The organism is Agrobacterium sp. MA01, assembly GCF_009650195.1.
GTDB lineage: Bacteria > Pseudomonadota > Alphaproteobacteria > Rhizobiales > Rhizobiaceae > Allorhizobium.
Genome location: NZ_CP045854.1, coordinates 831,239 through 846,494, shown reverse-complemented (window position 1 = coordinate 846,494; position 15,256 = coordinate 831,239). Strand labels below are relative to the sequence as shown.

22 protein-coding genes are annotated in these 15,256 nt (G+C 62.9%); 10 read left to right on the top strand and 12 right to left on the bottom strand.

Annotated features, from left to right (window positions below; genetic code table 11):
* The first annotated feature begins 79 nt into the window (after positions 1-79).
* Complete coding sequence (gene mutY / locus GH983_RS04005; RefSeq protein ID WP_153761685.1) at positions 80-1,186, top strand: A/G-specific adenine glycosylase; 1,107 nt, start codon at positions 80-82, stop codon at positions 1,184-1,186.
* A gap of 3 nt (positions 1,187-1,189) precedes the next feature.
* Positions 1,190-1,801, top strand: a complete 612-nt coding sequence (locus tag GH983_RS04000; RefSeq protein ID WP_153761684.1) for an HAD family phosphatase — start codon at positions 1,190-1,192, stop codon at positions 1,799-1,801.
* A 56-nt stretch (positions 1,802-1,857) separates the two neighbouring features.
* Here GH983_RS04000 and GH983_RS03995 read toward each other — a convergent pair whose 3' ends face one another.
* From GH983_RS03995 to GH983_RS03985, 3 genes are all read right to left on the bottom strand, one after another.
* The gene (locus GH983_RS03995) at positions 1,858-2,859 is read right to left on the bottom strand and encodes an OmpA family protein (protein WP_153761683.1); all 1,002 of its coding nucleotides are present in this window, start codon (positions 2,857-2,859) and stop codon (positions 1,858-1,860) included.
* Positions 2,860-3,221: 362 nt separating this feature from the next.
* Positions 3,222-4,352 (bottom strand): site-specific DNA-methyltransferase, encoded by a 1,131-nt coding sequence (locus tag GH983_RS03990; RefSeq protein WP_153761682.1) that lies wholly within the window; start codon positions 4,350-4,352, stop codon positions 3,222-3,224.
* Between the two features lie 174 nt (positions 4,353-4,526).
* The gene (locus tag GH983_RS03985) at positions 4,527-4,829 is read right to left on the bottom strand and encodes a helix-turn-helix domain-containing protein (protein ID WP_245280835.1); all 303 of its coding nucleotides are present in this window, start codon (positions 4,827-4,829) and stop codon (positions 4,527-4,529) included.
* A gap of 183 nt (positions 4,830-5,012) precedes the next feature.
* Between GH983_RS03985 and GH983_RS03980 the strand changes: the two genes are divergently transcribed.
* Genes GH983_RS03980 through GH983_RS03965 form a run of 4 tightly spaced genes read left to right on the top strand, consistent with a single transcriptional unit; the run spans position 5,013 to position 7,220 of the window.
* On the top strand, positions 5,013-5,639 hold the full coding sequence (locus GH983_RS03980; RefSeq protein ID WP_054149194.1) for a glutathione S-transferase C-terminal domain-containing protein: 627 nt from the start codon (positions 5,013-5,015) through the stop codon (positions 5,637-5,639).
* A complete protein-coding gene (locus GH983_RS03975; protein ID WP_245280836.1) occupies positions 5,636-6,028 on the top strand; it encodes a nuclear transport factor 2 family protein in 393 nt (130 codons plus the stop codon). Before GH983_RS03980 ends, GH983_RS03975 begins: the two co-directional genes overlap by 4 nt.
* Positions 6,029-6,032: 4 nt before the next feature.
* Positions 6,033-6,245, top strand: a complete 213-nt coding sequence (locus GH983_RS03970; RefSeq protein ID WP_054149195.1) for a 4-oxalocrotonate tautomerase family protein — start codon at positions 6,033-6,035, stop codon at positions 6,243-6,245.
* A 6-nt stretch (positions 6,246-6,251) separates the two neighbouring features.
* Positions 6,252-7,220 carry a nitronate monooxygenase family protein gene (locus tag GH983_RS03965; RefSeq protein ID WP_054149196.1) on the top strand — a complete coding sequence of 323 codons (969 nt, stop codon included), beginning with the start codon at positions 6,252-6,254 and terminating at the stop codon, positions 7,218-7,220.
* On the opposite strand, the gene GH983_RS03960 is transcribed toward GH983_RS03965, so the two are convergent.
* From GH983_RS03960 to GH983_RS03925, 8 genes are all read right to left on the bottom strand, one after another.
* Complete coding sequence (locus tag GH983_RS03960) at positions 7,217-7,558, bottom strand: MmcQ/YjbR family DNA-binding protein (RefSeq protein WP_153761681.1); 342 nt, start codon at positions 7,556-7,558, stop codon at positions 7,217-7,219. The genes GH983_RS03965 and GH983_RS03960 overlap by 4 nt on opposite strands.
* Positions 7,559-7,683: 125 nt before the next feature.
* A complete protein-coding gene (locus GH983_RS03955; RefSeq protein ID WP_153761680.1) occupies positions 7,684-8,106 on the bottom strand; it encodes a DUF1284 domain-containing protein in 423 nt (140 codons plus the stop codon).
* A gap of 26 nt (positions 8,107-8,132) precedes the next feature.
* On the bottom strand, positions 8,133-8,723 hold the full coding sequence (locus GH983_RS03950; protein WP_153761679.1) for a biotin transporter BioY: 591 nt from the start codon (positions 8,721-8,723) through the stop codon (positions 8,133-8,135).
* 749 nt (positions 8,724-9,472) lie between these two features.
* A complete protein-coding gene (locus GH983_RS03945; protein ID WP_153761678.1) occupies positions 9,473-10,153 on the bottom strand; it encodes a GntR family transcriptional regulator in 681 nt (226 codons plus the stop codon).
* A 55-nt stretch (positions 10,154-10,208) separates the two neighbouring features.
* Positions 10,209-10,523 (bottom strand): type II toxin-antitoxin system RelE/ParE family toxin, encoded by a 315-nt coding sequence (locus tag GH983_RS03940; protein ID WP_153761677.1) that lies wholly within the window; start codon positions 10,521-10,523, stop codon positions 10,209-10,211.
* A complete protein-coding gene (locus GH983_RS03935) occupies positions 10,510-10,755 on the bottom strand; it encodes a type II toxin-antitoxin system ParD family antitoxin (protein WP_153761676.1) in 246 nt (81 codons plus the stop codon). Before GH983_RS03935 ends, GH983_RS03940 begins: the two co-directional genes overlap by 14 nt.
* A 62-nt stretch (positions 10,756-10,817) precedes the next feature.
* On the bottom strand, positions 10,818-11,162 hold the full coding sequence (locus tag GH983_RS03930) for an antibiotic biosynthesis monooxygenase (RefSeq protein ID WP_054151188.1): 345 nt from the start codon (positions 11,160-11,162) through the stop codon (positions 10,818-10,820).
* On the bottom strand, positions 11,159-11,488 hold the full coding sequence (locus tag GH983_RS03925; RefSeq protein ID WP_153761675.1) for an NIPSNAP family protein: 330 nt from the start codon (positions 11,486-11,488) through the stop codon (positions 11,159-11,161). The genes GH983_RS03930 and GH983_RS03925 overlap by 4 nt, the downstream gene beginning before the upstream one ends.
* A gap of 168 nt (positions 11,489-11,656) precedes the next feature.
* Between GH983_RS03925 and GH983_RS03920 the strand changes: the two genes are divergently transcribed.
* From GH983_RS03920 to GH983_RS03905, 4 genes are all read left to right on the top strand, one after another.
* Entirely contained in the window at positions 11,657-12,343 is a 687-nt protein-coding gene (locus GH983_RS03920) for a helix-turn-helix transcriptional regulator (RefSeq protein WP_153761674.1), read from the top strand.
* An 84-nt stretch (positions 12,344-12,427) separates the two neighbouring features.
* Positions 12,428-12,772 carry a multidrug efflux SMR transporter gene (locus GH983_RS03915; protein ID WP_054151185.1) on the top strand — a complete coding sequence of 115 codons (345 nt, stop codon included), beginning with the start codon at positions 12,428-12,430 and terminating at the stop codon, positions 12,770-12,772.
* Positions 12,772-13,362, top strand: coding sequence for a TetR/AcrR family transcriptional regulator (locus GH983_RS03910; RefSeq protein WP_153761673.1), 591 nt, complete (start codon positions 12,772-12,774; stop codon positions 13,360-13,362). Before GH983_RS03915 ends, GH983_RS03910 begins: the two co-directional genes overlap by 1 nt.
* 111 nt (positions 13,363-13,473) lie before the next feature.
* Positions 13,474-14,163, top strand: a complete 690-nt coding sequence (locus tag GH983_RS03905) for an HAD family hydrolase (RefSeq protein WP_153761672.1) — start codon at positions 13,474-13,476, stop codon at positions 14,161-14,163.
* Between the two features lie 20 nt (positions 14,164-14,183).
* On the opposite strand, the gene GH983_RS03900 is transcribed toward GH983_RS03905, so the two are convergent.
* Positions 14,184-15,104 (bottom strand): diacylglycerol kinase family protein, encoded by a 921-nt coding sequence (locus GH983_RS03900; protein WP_246727493.1) that lies wholly within the window; start codon positions 15,102-15,104, stop codon positions 14,184-14,186.
* Positions 15,105-15,256: the final 152 nt, after the last annotated feature.

Genomic DNA, 15,256 nt, shown 5'->3' with positions numbered 1-15,256 from the left:
CTCTGGGGATCCTTCACATCGGCCCTTGAACGGGCGACTGCTTTGGTCAGATATAGGCCATCCTCCCCTCTCTTCGCAAATGACCGGCGTGACACTCCCCAGCAAAGCATCGACAAGACCGACGGCTCCCATGCTTCTCGCCTGGTATGACCGGCATCACCGCGAGCTTCCCTGGCGCATCTCGCCCGCTGCGGCGAAGCGTGGTGTGAGACCCGATCCCTATCACATCTGGATGTCGGAGGTGATGCTGCAGCAGACGACGGTTGCCGCGGTGAAGGCCTATTTTGCCAAGTTCATTGCGAGATGGCCGACGGTCAGGGATCTGGCAGAAGCGCCCACCGAGGATGTGATGGCGGCCTGGGCGGGGCTCGGCTACTACGCCCGCGCCCGCAATCTGAAGAAATGCGCAGAGGCCGTGGCTTTCGATCATGGCGGCGTCTTTCCCGATACCGAAGAGGGTTTAAGGGCACTGCCCGGCATCGGCGACTATACCTCGGCTGCGGTTGCGGCAATCGCCTTCAACCGGCCATCCGCTGTCATGGACGGCAATGTCGAGCGGGTGATCTCGCGGCTCTTTGCCATCGAGGCGCCGCTTCCGGGATCGAAGCCGCAGATGAAGGCGAAGGTGGCGGAGCTGACGCCGACCGACCGGCCCGGGGACTTTGCCCAGGCGATGATGGATCTCGGCGCCACGATCTGCACTCCGAAGCGGCCGGCCTGCGCGCTCTGTCCGTTCAACGGTGCCTGTCTGGCTCTGGCCACCGACGAGCCGGAGCGTTTTCCGGTGAAGGCGGCAAAGAAGGCGAAACCGGTGCGGCTGGGGGCGGCCTTCATCGCTGTTGATCGCGATGGCAACATCCTGCTGCGCAAGCGGGTGGAAAGCGGGCTGCTCGGGGGGATGACGGAGGTGCCGACGACCGAGTGGACCTCGCGGCAGGACGGGGAGACGGGGACGAAAGCAGCCCCCTTCCCGGCCGAGTGGCAGGCGGCGGGCGCGATCTCCCATGCCTTCACCCATTTCGAGCTTCGGCTCTCGATCTTCCGCGTCGGGCCGATCGACCGCCCCTCTGTCAATCACGGTTTCTGGGTGCCCGTCACCGAACTTGATGGGCAAGCGCTGCCGACTGTCATGAAGAAGGCAATTGCGGCCGCTATTCCAACCGCCTTTCCAACTCCTAAGGGCTAAGACATGACCGAAATCCGCCATATCGTTTTCGACATCGGCAAGGTGCTGATCCATTACGATCCGAACCTGCCGTATCAGCGGATCATCCCGGACCCAGCAGAACGGGCGGATTTCTTCGCCCGGGTCTGTACCCATGACTGGAACATCGAGCAGGATCGCGGCCGCAACTGGGCCGACGCCGAGGCGCTGCTGATCGGGGAATTTCCGGAAAAGGAAGCGCATATCCGCGCCTTCCGGAAGCACTGGGCCGAGATGGTGCCGCATGCCTATGACGATAGCGTTTCCATCATGACCGGGCTGATCGATTCGGGCCGGGACGTGACCATGCTCACCAATTTCGCCGCCGACACGTTTTCCGAAGCGCGGAAGATGTATCCTTTCCTGAACCTGCCACGCGGCGTCACGGTTTCGGGCGAAGTGGGGCTGATCAAGCCTGATGTGGCGATCTATGAGCGACATGCTGTTGATTTCGGCCTATCACCAGAGCACTCCGTCTTCATCGACGACAGTCTGGCGAATGTCGAAGGCGCGCGGGCTGCCGGCTGGCAGGCGGTGCATTTTACCGGAGCGGAAAAGCTCAAGGCGGATCTGCAGGGGCTGGGCGTCTCCGCCTGATTTTCCGGGTGGTTTACCTAGTGGGTGCCCCGCGAACACGGATCATCCCTCGTTCATCAACCGGGTCGCTCGACCAGTTCCACGCGGCGGTTCATGGCGCGGCCCGGCTCTGTCTGGTTGCTGGCACGCGGTGCCAGCATGCCCATTCCGGCGGCGGCGAGGCGTTCTTTCGAGATGCCCGCCGACACCAGTGCTGCCATGACCGCTTGGGCGCGCTTTTGTGACAGCGACAAGTTCGTCTCGGCATCCCCGATCCAATCGGTGTGGCCGACGATATAGACCTTCAGCCCCGGGTTCGAGGTCAGGAGCTTCGTCATCTCGGCAATCGCCGGGGCGGCTTCGGCGGAAAGGGTGGCGGTGCCGAAGTCGAAATAGACATTGTCGAGGGCTATATGCCCCTCGTCCGAGATGCCCTTGGCCATGGCTGCGGCATCGATCATGCGGGTTTCGAGTGCGGAAGACGTGACGAGTTCCAGATGGACAGCCGCGCGTTCGGATGCATTTCCCGCGAGTGGTGCTTTCTGGTTTTGTGCGACGTAGAGCGCTACATGGCGCGTACCATCTGCTGAAACGGCTGCCATGTAGTGCTCGCCATCCTTGATATAGAGCGCGAACTCTGAGGCGGTCCCCAGATTGCGCAGCCTCCGATTTGCCGGATAGATGACCACCTTGCCCAAGAGGGCGTTGTTGCTGCCGCAGGCTCGGCCGACACATTCGAACAGGGGTGAAAAACCGGCGCCTATCAACGACGTGCGATAGTTGAGAAAGACGTCGGCAGCACTTGCGCCTTCGGGAGCGACATAGAGGCGACGCTGCAGATGCCCCTCAACCGGCTTGAGCTCGGAGGGGGCCCTACCCTTCATCGGGCCGACGGGCAGATCAAAGCGCACAAAGCCGGCATCTTCCGCGCCGTAGAGGCAGGCACCTTCGTAGACGGCCATGTCCTCAAGCGGGGCGAAGCCGTCCAAGGTCGGACAGGTTTCCGCAGACGCATTATGCGCCAATCCCAGAAGCGCGAATACAAGAATGGCGAGGAATTTCCTGGAAAGCCGGACCATGCTGCACCTCTGACCGGGCAATCCCCCAATGGCCTGCCGCCTAACCGGATGGTGGCGTGTGCACAACGCCTGATCAAGTGTTTCCTATCACTCGGCATGCGTTTCCGTCACGCAGATCGAGATCCGGGACATAAGGTGAGCTGGAGGGTGTCGGGTAAGCCCTGACTCTGGGCATTGCCTGAGAGCGAGGCGCTGGCGCGGGTGGAGTTGGCGGACCCCTGCCCGCGCCAGATCGATCCCTTGAGATCGAATGCAGCCCGATTAAAGGCTTCGACTTGCTCGAAGCTGATCACAAGAATGTGAAGTTATTCTAATTTAACTGAGAATCGGATCGGCGCAATTTGGGCGCCGATCCGATGTCTTTACTCCAGGCCGCCCATGCGGCTGCGGATGACCGCACGCAAATCGTCGATCGGCTTCAGGGCACCCTTTTCTTCGACATGCCAGAAGGTCCAGCCGTTGCAGGCATCCATACCCTGGACGCGGGCGCCGACGCGGTGGATCGAGCCGGCCTCGCCGTTTGCCGTCAGCGTGCCGTCGGCGCGGATGATGGCGGAGTGGCGGCGCTTGGCATCGGTCAGGATCTGGCCGGGCTTCACGAGGCCTGCTTCCAGGAGAACGTTGAAGGCGACCCGGGGTTCGGCCTTCTTGCCGGTCAGGACCGTCAGCTCGACCTTGCCCAAAGGCTCGACGGCGGCGATGCGGGCAGAGGCTGCATCGATGTAATCCTGCTCGCGCTCGATGCCGACAAAATGGCGGCCGAGACGTTTTGCCACCGCACCCGTGGTGCCGGAACCGAAGAAGGGATCGAGTACGATATCCCCCGGCTTGGTCGAGGCCATGATGACGCGGGCGAGCAGGGCTTCCGGCTTCTGGGTCGGGTGGACCTTCTTGCCGTCATCGCCCTTCAGCCGCTCTCCACCCGAGCAGATCGGGAAGAGCCAGTCGGAGCGCATCTGGACATCGTCGTTCGAGGCCTTCAGCGCATCGTAATTGAAGGTGTAACCCTTGGCCTTCGGATCGGGCGAGGCCCAGATCATCGTCTCATGGGCGTTCTGGAAACGGCGGCCCTTGAAATTCGGCATCGGGTTGGTCTTGCGCCAGACGATGTCGTTGAGGATCCAGAAGTTGAGATCCTGCAACGTCGCTCCGACGCGGAAGATATTGTGATAGCTGCCAATGACCCAGATCGTGCCGGTCGGCTTCAGTACGCGGCGGCAGGCGAGTAACCAGGCGCGGGTGAAGGCGTCATAGGCTTCGAACGAGGCGAACTGGTCCCATTCGTCGTCGCAGGCGTCGACGAGGCTCTGGTCCGGACGGTGGAGAGCGCCGCCAAGCTGAAGATTGTACGGCGGATCGGCGAAGATGACGTCGACGGATTTATCGGGAAGGGCTTCGAGGGCGGAAACGCAATCGCCCTTGATGATGCTGTCGACCCAGGCCAGCGGGTCGGACGAACGGCGGAGTTCGGCAATCGGAAATACAGAAGCCATCGGTTACTCACTCTTACGCTGACGCAGCACGGGATGTGAGGCTTATGGTTACCGAACTTGGTTACTGAAGGGTGAAGACGGGGTGAGATTTTGTGCGGGGGTGGGATGGCGTGGCGCGCCATCTTTCGATGCACGGCGAACTTAGTGATCAAGCAAAGCAGAAAAACCTGGCAATCAGGAAGAGACGGCCGACCCGGACGTCTGGGTCGCCTTCAGTTTTTCACCGACCGCGACGATGGCCACAAGGGCCGGAACCAGCTCCTGCCCCAGTGCTGTGAGTGCATACTCCACCGATGGCGGCGTCGTCGGCTGAATGGTCCGGGAAATCACACCACGCGCCTCCAGATCCTTCAGGCGCTGCGACAGGACCTTGGCCGAGACGGGCGGAATGTCGAGGCGCAATTCGTTGAAGCGGCGTGGACCGCCGCGCAGGTGCCAGATGACGTTCGGCGCCCAGGCGCCGCCGATGATCGACATGCACTCCGTCAGAACGCAGCTCTGGGGCGGGCGTTCGCTTCGGTTTTTTCGGATTTTCAGGGTCATGGCCGTTTCGAGTTACCGTGGAGAAACCTGAATATCCAGTAACCATAAGAAACCTGGTTTTCAAGTGTTACCACACGCCATAAGGTCTCTTCGTCCAACACAGACAAGGATCTATCCATGTTGCTTTATTTCAAGCACGGCGCCTGTTCTCTGGCGTCTCGCATCATTCTCACTGAACTGGACCGCGACTTCGATGCGGTCAGCGTCGATACCGAAACCGGCACCACGTCGGAAGGAGAGGATTACCGGACCATCAATCCGAAGGGGTACGTCCCGGCACTGAAAATCGCCCCTGGTGTGGTGCTGACGGAAAATCCGGCCATCCTTCAGTATCTCGGGGATCTCGCGCCTGGCGCGGGTTATACGCCGAATGCCGGCACACTTGAGCGCGTTCGCCTGCAGGAGTGGCTGAACTTCACCTCCTCCGAACTGCACAAGGCCTTCAGCCCATGGTTCAGCGGTCGCCCGTTCGAAGGCGAGGAGCGGGCACGCGCCGAAACCCGGCTTTTCCGGCGGATTGACGATGTTGAGGCCGCCCTCAAGGATGGACGCCCATACATTCTCGGCACCACATTCACGGTGGCCGACAGCTACCTCTTCGTAGTTCTCAACTGGAGCAATTTCATCGGCGTCGCTCTTGGCCGCTGGCCGGTCGTCGCTGCCTATGTGGCGCGCATCGCCGCACGACCAGCAGTGCGCAAGGCGTTGGCGGCGGAAGGCCTGATTTCGGACGAGGCTGCATGATGATGACGACGGAATTTCCGAGAATTGCAGCCGCCATCGAAGTCTATTTCGATGCCCTCTATTTCTGCGATGTTGCCAAGCTGCAGAGTGTCTTTCACCCACGCGCCATCTATGCGACGGCCGACGAAACACCGTTCCTGCATCGCACGATGGAGGAGTATTTTCCGATCGTTGCCGCACGCCAGTCCCCCGCCTCGCGCAAGGAACCGCGGCACGACTACATCGACTCCATCGAATTCGCCGGCGAAAACACCGCCTTTGCCCGGGTTCGGTGCTCAATCGGCGCACGTGACTTTGTCGATTTCCTGACATTCGTGAAAGTCGATGGAGTGTGGCAGATTATTGCCAAGGTTTTCCAGATCATCGAGCGACCGCCCCAGGAGCATTGAAGCGATGCCTTATGTGAACATCAAGATTACCCGCGAGGGCGCAACAGCTGCACAGAAGGCCGAACTCATCCAGGGAGTGACGAAACTGCTCGTGGACGTGCTGAACAAGACCCCTGCGACAACCTTTGTCGTCATCGATGAGGTCGCGATGGAGGACTGGGGTATCGGTGGCCTGCCTGTCGAGGCGTATCGACAGGCTTCGAAGCGGGGCGCCTGAAGCTTCATGGCTCTCAGAACCCGCATTACCGAAAACTTTGGTCTCTCGGTGCCGATCCTGTCGGCGCCGATGGCTGGCATCGCAGGCGGTGCCCTCGCGGCGGCGGTCGGTCATTCCGGAGGCCTGGGGCTGATCGGCGGCGGCTATGGCGACCGGCGCTGGCTGGAGCAGGAATTCGAACGCGCCGGCAATACCAAGGTCGGCGTCGGCTTCATCAGCTGGGCACTCGCCAGGGATCCCGGCCTGCTTGATATCGCCCTCGATCGATCTCCAAGAGCGATCTTCCTTTCGTTCGGCGATGTCGGGCAGTTTGCACCGGCAATCGCGCGCGCGGGCATCGCTCTCATCGCGCAGGTTCAAACGGTAAAGGCGGCGAAGATTGCCGTCGCCGAAGGGGCGCAGGTGATCGTCGCACAGGGCACCGAGGCCGGTGGTCATGGCGGCAGCCGCGCGACGCTTCCGCTCGTCCCGGCTGTCGTCGATGCCGTCCCCGGAACGCCCGTCATCGCTGCAGGCGGCATTGCAGACGGCCGGGGCCTGGCTGCTGCGCTCATGCTCGGAGCAGACGGCGTGCTGTGCGGCACGGCACTCTACGCGACACGGGAATCGCTTGCCAACATCCCGGCAAAGAACGCCGCGATCACCGGCTCCGGGGACGAGACCGTCAAGGGCACGGTCTTCGATCTGATACGCGGCCATGATTGGCCAACGCAATGGCAATTGCGGACACTCGACAACGGCTTGTACCGCGCATGGCACGACCGTCTCGCAATGCTGAAAGACAGTATCGATCAGGTTCGCCATCGCTATCTTGACGCTCAGGCGACCGGCGATACCGAGCAGTTGCCGGTCATCGTCGGCGAGGCTGTCGACCTTGTGCGGTCCCTGGAACCTGCCTCCCTCGTCATCGAACGCATGGCGCGCGAGGCCGAGGAGCGGATGCGAAACATCGTCAGAGACTGTATCACGCGCTAGTCGCGGGCATCCCAGGCCTTCACCACGGCCTTCTTCGCCTGCGTCCGCCAGACATGCGTCAGGTTTTCCCGCGCCCATTCGAGGTCGAGCCGGTCCGGACGGGCGAGCACCAGCCTATGGGGTCGGTGATGATCGGTGGTGAAAAAGGTGTCGGGGTCGATCTCAATCAGGTGGTCGCGCTCCTCGAAGGGGACCTTGAAGACCGGGCAGTCATGGGTCGGGTTCCAGAACAGCATGGCCTTGCCGTTGACCTTGAAGGACGGACGCCCCCAGGAGGTCGTTTCCTCCGTGGTCGGCAGGGCAAGGATGATCTGGCGCAGGGTATCGAGGGTGATCATGGCGGGTCCTCCGGAGGTCAGTCTGCCAGAGGCTTTAGGACGTGTCATCAGGTCCAGATACGCCCCCTCATCCGCCCTTCGGGCACCTTCTCCCCGCGAGCGGGGATAAGGAGACGCCGCCAGCCTCAGGGGGCAACACGCACACTCAGATATCCGCCGTCCGCGACGCTGTCGCAAAGCTCCGACCATTCGCAGCCCGAACAGGCGGTGCGGATCTCACCGGTGGCGAAGGTCTTCCTCAGACGCGCCAGCAGTGCGGCTGAGGGTGCGATACGCGCACCCAGCGGCAGCGGGCTGCCGATCAGGCGGGCGACGGCGTCTGCTGCCTCCCGGTCCCGCTCGATGACGCTTGCCCCATGGCAATGAGCCTCGGGGTCTGCGGTCAGCGGGCCGCAGATATCGTCCGGCCCCGCCACCAGCTCGATCTCCTCGCCGGTCGAGAGCCTTGCGGCAATGACCTCGTAGTTCTCGACGAAGGCGGGCGAATAACCCTTGCCGACATAGGTCAGCATGCAGAGCAGGTGGTGGGCGCGGAGCCGGACGGTCATGCGTGTATCAGTCGGTTGTCAGAGGCTTACAAGTCGAGCGGCTGTGCCTTGCGACGGGCCAGCGCCATCAGCAGGGCGGCGGCGAGAGCCGATTTCAGCACGGCGCCGAGGATGAAGGGCGTGACGCCAAGAGCCAAGCCCTTTTCGGCACCGATGAGATAGGCAAGCCATGCGCCGCCGATGGCGAGGCACAGGATGTTGGCGGCGAAATGGGCGAGGAAGCTCTTGACCACATGGCTGCCCGTCCAGCCCTTGTTCGCGAGATAACCGGCAAGCGCTGCGATGATCGGGAAGGCCACGAGATAGCCGGCGGTCGGGCCGACGAAGGGCGCAAGACCGCCGCCGCCATTGGCGAGAACCGGCAGGCCCATCATCGCCTCGCCGAGCCAGGCAAGCACGGTGAGCACGCCCAGGCGCCAGCCATAGAGCACGCCGATCATGGTCAGCGCGAAGGTCTGCATGGTGATCGGCACCGGCACCATGGGCACTGAAATCTGCGAAGCGATCGCCAGCACGCCCGTGCCGAAGAGGAGAAGAGCGGCCTGCACGGGAAGCGAACGGCCCGATATGCCAAGCGGATCGAAACCGCGGCCGGCGGGCGCAAGAATGGTCGTCATGGACAATCTCCATTTTATAGATAATTTGAAGTGGCGGAGAATCTTTTATCTATGGAATCGACGAATGCCAAGATGAAGGCTGCAAGAATCTCGGAGAAGGTCGCTGGGGTGGGGATCAAGATTGCCGAGCATGGCATAGCTTTGCGCCTCTTCTCTCTTTTTATCTATAATTTTAGAGCGAGGCCGCGCCTGTCACCCTACCCTCTGCCCGCAAGCGGGGAGAGGGAGGTGCGCGCGGTCAGCGTTTTGGCCTTCTCCCCTGCAGCCAAGGAGAAGGTGCCGCCCTTCGGCGGGCTCAGGAGGCGGATGAGGGGCAAAGGATCACCCCTCACCCTGAGGTGCCTGCGCCAGCAGGCCTCGAAGGGCGAGGCCACGGGAGGAGCCACCCGCCCTCGTCCTTCGAGGGGAGCGTTCGCTCCCGCCTCAGGATGAGGGCTTGCCACCAGAGAGGGCGCACCCATCACAGGGCGGTGGCTGGTCAGTAGAGAGCGGCACCCTTCTGCCTGGATGAGGACTTGCCTGAGGCGGCGCCGCCAACACCCTCCCGTTGAGGGGGAGGGTCGGACCGCAGGTCCGGGGGTGGGGTGACAGCGACGCTGGCCGGGATCGAAGGCGGAGGTGGTTTTCGCCCCACAAAACGGCCCGTGGCGGAAGTCGGACAGGTCGGCGGGTTTCACCCCCACCCGCCGCTTTGCGGCGACCTCCCCCCTCAAGGGGGAGTGGAGTGCGGCGGAACGGCTCGGCGACGCTCACCCGACGATCGCAAAGCCTTCGGTCTCAGCCCGGCCCGGCACCGGCATCGGCGCGCGGCCGATCCATTGGACGTGGCGCTCCAGGATGCGGGCGGCCTCCGCCGCGTCGCCGGACTTCAGTGCTTCGAGAATGGCGCGGTGGTCGTGGTCGGTGCGGGCTTCCCAGGTGGCGCGCCAGGCGACGAAGAGGAAGCGGGCGGAGACGGCGTGTAGGTCGTCGATGACCGAAAGAAGACGCGGCATGCCGCAGGTCGAGACGATCAGCCGGTGGAAGCGGCGGTTGGCCTCCTCCCAGGTGCGAACATCCTTGGCGTCATCCGCGTCGGCTGCGGCCTGTTCGGCAGCGCCCAGCACCTCCGGCGTCAGGTTGGGGGCGGCGTGGCGCAGGGCGAGCACTTCAAGTGCCGCGCGCATTTCGGCGACTTCGCGCACCTGCTTCAGGTCGAAGCTTGCGACCCGCACGCCCCGACGGGGCAGCGAGACGACCAGGCCTTGCGCCTCCAGCCGGCGGAAGGCCTCGCGCACGGGCACATGGCTTGCGCCGAATTCCTCGGCAATATGGTCCTGCCCCAGACGCGAACCGGGCACGAGTTCGCCATGGATGATACGCTCCGCAAGCGCGCGGCTGATGCGGCTCGCCACCGTGTCCTTCAAGGAATCGTCGCGGGTCTTGGGCATGCGGTCATGCATAGTGAGCGGGGCATGGCTTGTCGAGGGAGTGGCAGGACGCGCGTCAGTCGAGCGCCCTTAGGATCGCCTGCCAATCCTGCCGACCGCCGAGAATACGCAGGATGGTCACCTGCCCTTCCAGACCCACATAAACGATGAGATGACCGCGATAGGGATAGATCCGGACCGGCGGCATAAACTCGAGACGTTCGCGAAACAGCGTTGGAGACCGAGCAACCCGGTCGAAGGCCTGCACGAGTTCGTCGAGATAGCGATCGGCCTGATCGGTGGAGCAGGTTTCCGCACCATAGGCCCAGACGGTTTCGAGGTCACGCTGAGCCTCAGGCGCAAGGGTGTAGCGGGCGCTAGCGGGCGCCATGGCTCTCGCGCATCCGCCGCTTGAAGGCCTCGGGATCGAAGGGCTCCGGCGGGCCGCTTTCGATCCCCTTGGTGATGGCGGCCTGAAGCTGGTTGAACGCTGCGATGCGCTCCTGATCCTTGCGGATCAGGTCACGGATATAGTCGCTGGCATTGCCATACCGACCGCTCTCGGCCTGACGCTCGACCCAGGCCTTCATCGGATCGGGAAGGGATACGTTCATCGTTGCCATAGTCTGCCTCCAGTGATGCAGACAACATGGCGCGGATGGCAAAGTTTGTCAAAACACTGCCCTCACCCATGCCTTGCGCGACTGTCCTCCGGAGCCTCGGCCCGGTCTTCGAGACCGTAGTCGCGCAGCACTTGGGCGACGCGCAGGCGATAGGCGGCAAAGACGCCGCCCCTGCCGGCCGCTTGCGCGGCGCGGTGTTCCTCCGTCTCGCGCCAGCGGCGGACGGCCTCTTCGTCGCGCCAGAAGGAGAGCGACAGGAGCTTGCCACGGGTCGACAGGCTTTCGAAGCGCTCGACGGAGAGGAAGCCGTCGGCCGCCTCCAGTTGGGCGCGCAGTTCACCGGCCAAATCGAGATAGCGGTGGCGCTCTCCGACAAATGGCACCACCTCGAAGATGACGGCGATCATGGCTGGACTTTCGACGATGGCGAGCTGGAGACATTCTTCAGGAAGAGGCGGTCCTCCTCCAGGATGAAGCGGGCGTTCCTGGCGAATTCATAATTGGCCTTGCCGAGCGGATCGGCAGCAAGCTTCGCGCGATAGGCTTCATAGGCCGCCAGATTTTCGATGTGGTAGATGCCGTAGGCCGTGGTTGTCGAGCCCTCGTGCGGGGCGAAGTAGCCGACCAGATCGGCGCCGCAGCGGGGGATCGCCTCGCCCCAGTTGCGAGCGTAAGTGGCGAAGTCGTCGCGACCGAAGGGGTCAATGCGGTAACGGATGATGCAGGTGATCATGGAGAAACTCCTCGTTTGTTGCGAGGTGGGCTTGCCACGGCACCGACGCCTGATGCTTCGATCGGGGTCGAAGTTTTGCCCAACCCTTTCCTTCAACAGTTCGACCCGGATCGAAGCATTGGCTACACTTGCGATGCAGACTGCGCTTTCTAACGGGGAGAACATCATATGGCGGAAGGACCTGACATCGCGCGCATCGCTTCACTGATCGGCGATCCGGCGCGCTCGAACATGCTCTTGGCGCTGATCGGCGGCAAGGCGTTGACCGCGACGGAACTTGCGGGCGCGGCAGGCGTGACGCTGCAGACGGCGAGTTCGCATCTGTCGAAGCTCGAAGAGGGTGGCCTCCTCTCCCAGCGCAAACAGGGGCGGCATCGCTATTTTGCACTGGCCGACGGTCATGTCGGGACGATGATCGAGAGCCTGATGAGCTTTTCAGCGACGCGCGAGCACCTGCGCCACCGCACCGGGCCGAAGGAGCCGGAGCTGCGCAAGGCGCGGATCTGCTACGACCATCTGGCCGGCGATTTTGGCGTGCGCATGCTGGACAGCCTGGTTGGGCAGGGCGCAATCCGGGCGGAGGACGAGGCGCTGACGCTGACAACTGTGGGCGAGAGCCTGCTCGAAGGTCGCGGCCTCGATATCGGCAGCCTTAGAGCCAAGCGACGCCCGCTCTGCCGCGCATGCCTCGACTGGAGCGAGCGGCGGACGCATCTCGCGGGCGCGCTGGGGGCGGCGCTGCTCACACATTTCCTCGATCGGGGACTGGCGCGGCGGGTGGAGGAGAGCCGGATCATCCGGTTCTCACCCGAGGGCGAGCGGCATTTTCTCAAGTGGTTTCCCCTGCCCGACTGAGTTCGACATGCATGCGTCACAGGCACCTTGAAAAGAAACCAACCATACGGTATGTTTTAACATTCTCTTTTCCGGAGCCCGTCCATGAACCCCACACTGACCGCCTATGGCGCGCTGGCTGCCGCCATCGTGCTCGAAGTCATCGGCACGACGTTGCTACAGAAATCGGCGCAGTTCACCAAGCTTCTGCCGACGGCTGGCATGGTGATGTTTTATGTCGCCTCCTTCTACCTTCTGTCACAGGCGCTGAAGGGCATGCCGCTTGGCATCGCCTATGCGATGTGGGGTGGGCTCGGCATCGTGCTGACCGCTCTGATCAGTGTGTTCTACCTCAAGCAGAGCCTCGATCTGGCCGCGCTTGTGGGTATCGCCCTGATCGTTGCCGGCGTCATCGTGATGAACACGCTGTCGAGCACGGTGTCGCACTGATGGCGGCCTCTCCCTCGCGCGGAGACAAAACGCTTTCCGCGCATCACCGCAAGAAACAGCCGGAGCAGGTGCGCCGGGCTTTGCTGGACTGTGCCGCCCAGATTGCCGCCGAACAGGGTGCGTCGGCCATCACGATCCAGGCGGTCGCCGAACGAGCCGGCGTGACAAAGGGCGGGCTGCTGCATCATTTCGACAGCAAGCAGGCGCTGCTGGCCGCCGTCTTTGAGGATCTTCTCGACAAGATGGATCAGGAAATCGACCGGACTCTGGCGGATGATCCCGCGTCGCGCGGGCGCTTCACGCGGGCCTATGTGCGTGCCTGCTTCTCCGACCGCCTACTGGGCGACCGCAGCCTCTGGGGTGCACTGTCGGTCGCAATCGTCTCGGAACCGGCGCTGCGCGCGCTCTGGTCGGCCTGGCTCGACGGGCGCATGGCGCGGCATGCCGAGACCGACGGCGATCCAAGGCTGGTTGCCGTGCGGCTTGCAGCGGACGGGGTGTGGCTTGCGGACATGATGGAGAAGGCGGGCGGGCTCAAACGTTATCCGCAGGATTTCGAGGTCGTGCTGCTCGCGATGGCCGGCACCTGAAACGACACAGCCGGAGCGGACGGCAGATCTGCCATGCGCCGCGTGTGATTGTCCTCGCCCTCCCGATCGTGTAGGGAGCGACTTTCCCTGGACCACATGACGGATGTTTCCATGAGCGGCTTCGACCTCACCCTTTTCGATTGCGACGGCGTGCTCGTCGATTCCGAGATCATCGCGGCCAAGGTCGAATCGAAGCTTCTGACGGAAGCGGGTTATCCGATTTCGGTCGAGGAGATGGGCGAGCGCTTCGCCGGCATGACCTGGAAGAACATTCTGCTGTCGATCGAGAAGGAGATCGATATCCCGCTCTCAGCCAGCCTGATCGACAAGTCGGAACAGTTGCTCGACCAGAGGCTCGCCCGCGAGGTGAAGGCGATCGAAGGCGTGCAGTATGCCCTGGCGCGTCTCGCCGGTCCGCGCTGCATCTGCTCCAATTCCTCCTCGCATCGTCTCGACATGATGCTCTCCAAGGTCGGCCTCAAGGAGTTCTTCGCGCCGCATATCTATTCGGCCAAGGATCTCGGTGCTGACAGGGTCAAGCCGAAGCCGGATATCTTCCTGCATGGTGCCAAGCAGTTCAATGTCAGTCCGTCCAAGTGCGTCGTCATCGAGGACTCCGTGCATGGCGTACATGCGGCACGCGAAGCCGGCATGCGCGTCATCGGCTTTACCGGCGCCTCGCACACCTATCCCTCGCATGCCGACCGGCTGACGGATGCCGGTGCCGAGACGGTGATTGCCCGCATGCAGGATCTGCCGGGCGTGATCGCCGCCATGGCCGAGTGGGAAGGCGCGTTTTAATCGTCCGAAGAGCGACCTGTTCAGGTCTTGATGGTCAACGCCAAGGGCAGGATTTCTGCGACGAAACCGCCCCGGATCGGCATTTCGCCGTCGATTTCCACCGGGAAACGCTGGGGATCACGCGGCCGCACCTCGACGCGACGTCCTTTATGAAAACTTAAGAGCGGATGGCCGACATGGCCGGCGGAATGCAGGCGTCCCAGTAAATTCAGAAGACCGAGGATCTTTTCCTCGCGCATGACGGCAATGTCGAACAGGCCATCGGCGACATCGGCATCCGGCGTGATGTGCATGCCGCCGCCGAACCAGCCACCATTGGCAATCGCTGCGATCGCCAGCCGCCCCTGATGCACCTGCATGCCATCGATCAGCACTTCGAAATCATAGGGACGATAGCGCAGGATCGCGCGTGCCGCATGGACAAGGAAGCGGAGGGGGCCGTTCAAGATGCGTCTGCGTCCAGGCGCATTCACAGCATCGACGATTTCGCCGGAAATGCCGACACTGGCGATATTGGCAAAGTGGCGACGCTGCTCGTTGCCGGCAGCATCACGGCTGACGAGCAAACCGGCGTCAATCTTGCGGACAGGGGCGTTTGCGATGTGTTCTGCGAGGGCTGCCGGATCGCTCGGTAGCTTGAAGTTTCGGATGAAATCGCAGCCCGTGCCGATCGGCAGAAAGGCGAGCGGCATCTCGGGGCGCGACGAGGTCAGCACACCATCGACGACGTCGCTGATCGTGCCGTCACCGCCGGCGACCACAACAACGTCGTAAGGCCCCACTGCCAGCTCGCGGGCGAGCCTTCTCGCGTCCCCGCTGGAGCGGCTTTCATGGATTTCCAGATCCGGGAAACGATGGCGGAAGGCGGCAAGCAGGGGAGCCCATTGCTTCTGGCCTGCTCGGCCGCCCGCAATGGGATTTCTCACGACAGCAATTTTCAACAAGGCCTCCCTGGGGACACCGCCTTAGTGGCCCACTCCCTCTCAGTGCCAGCGCGTGCATCCCGAGGGGGCGCATGCTCCGCCATGTGGCTTGCACGCTAGCATCCGCCGAGCAGAGAGAGCAAGGCGAGGCACCGGCCCGGACCGATGCA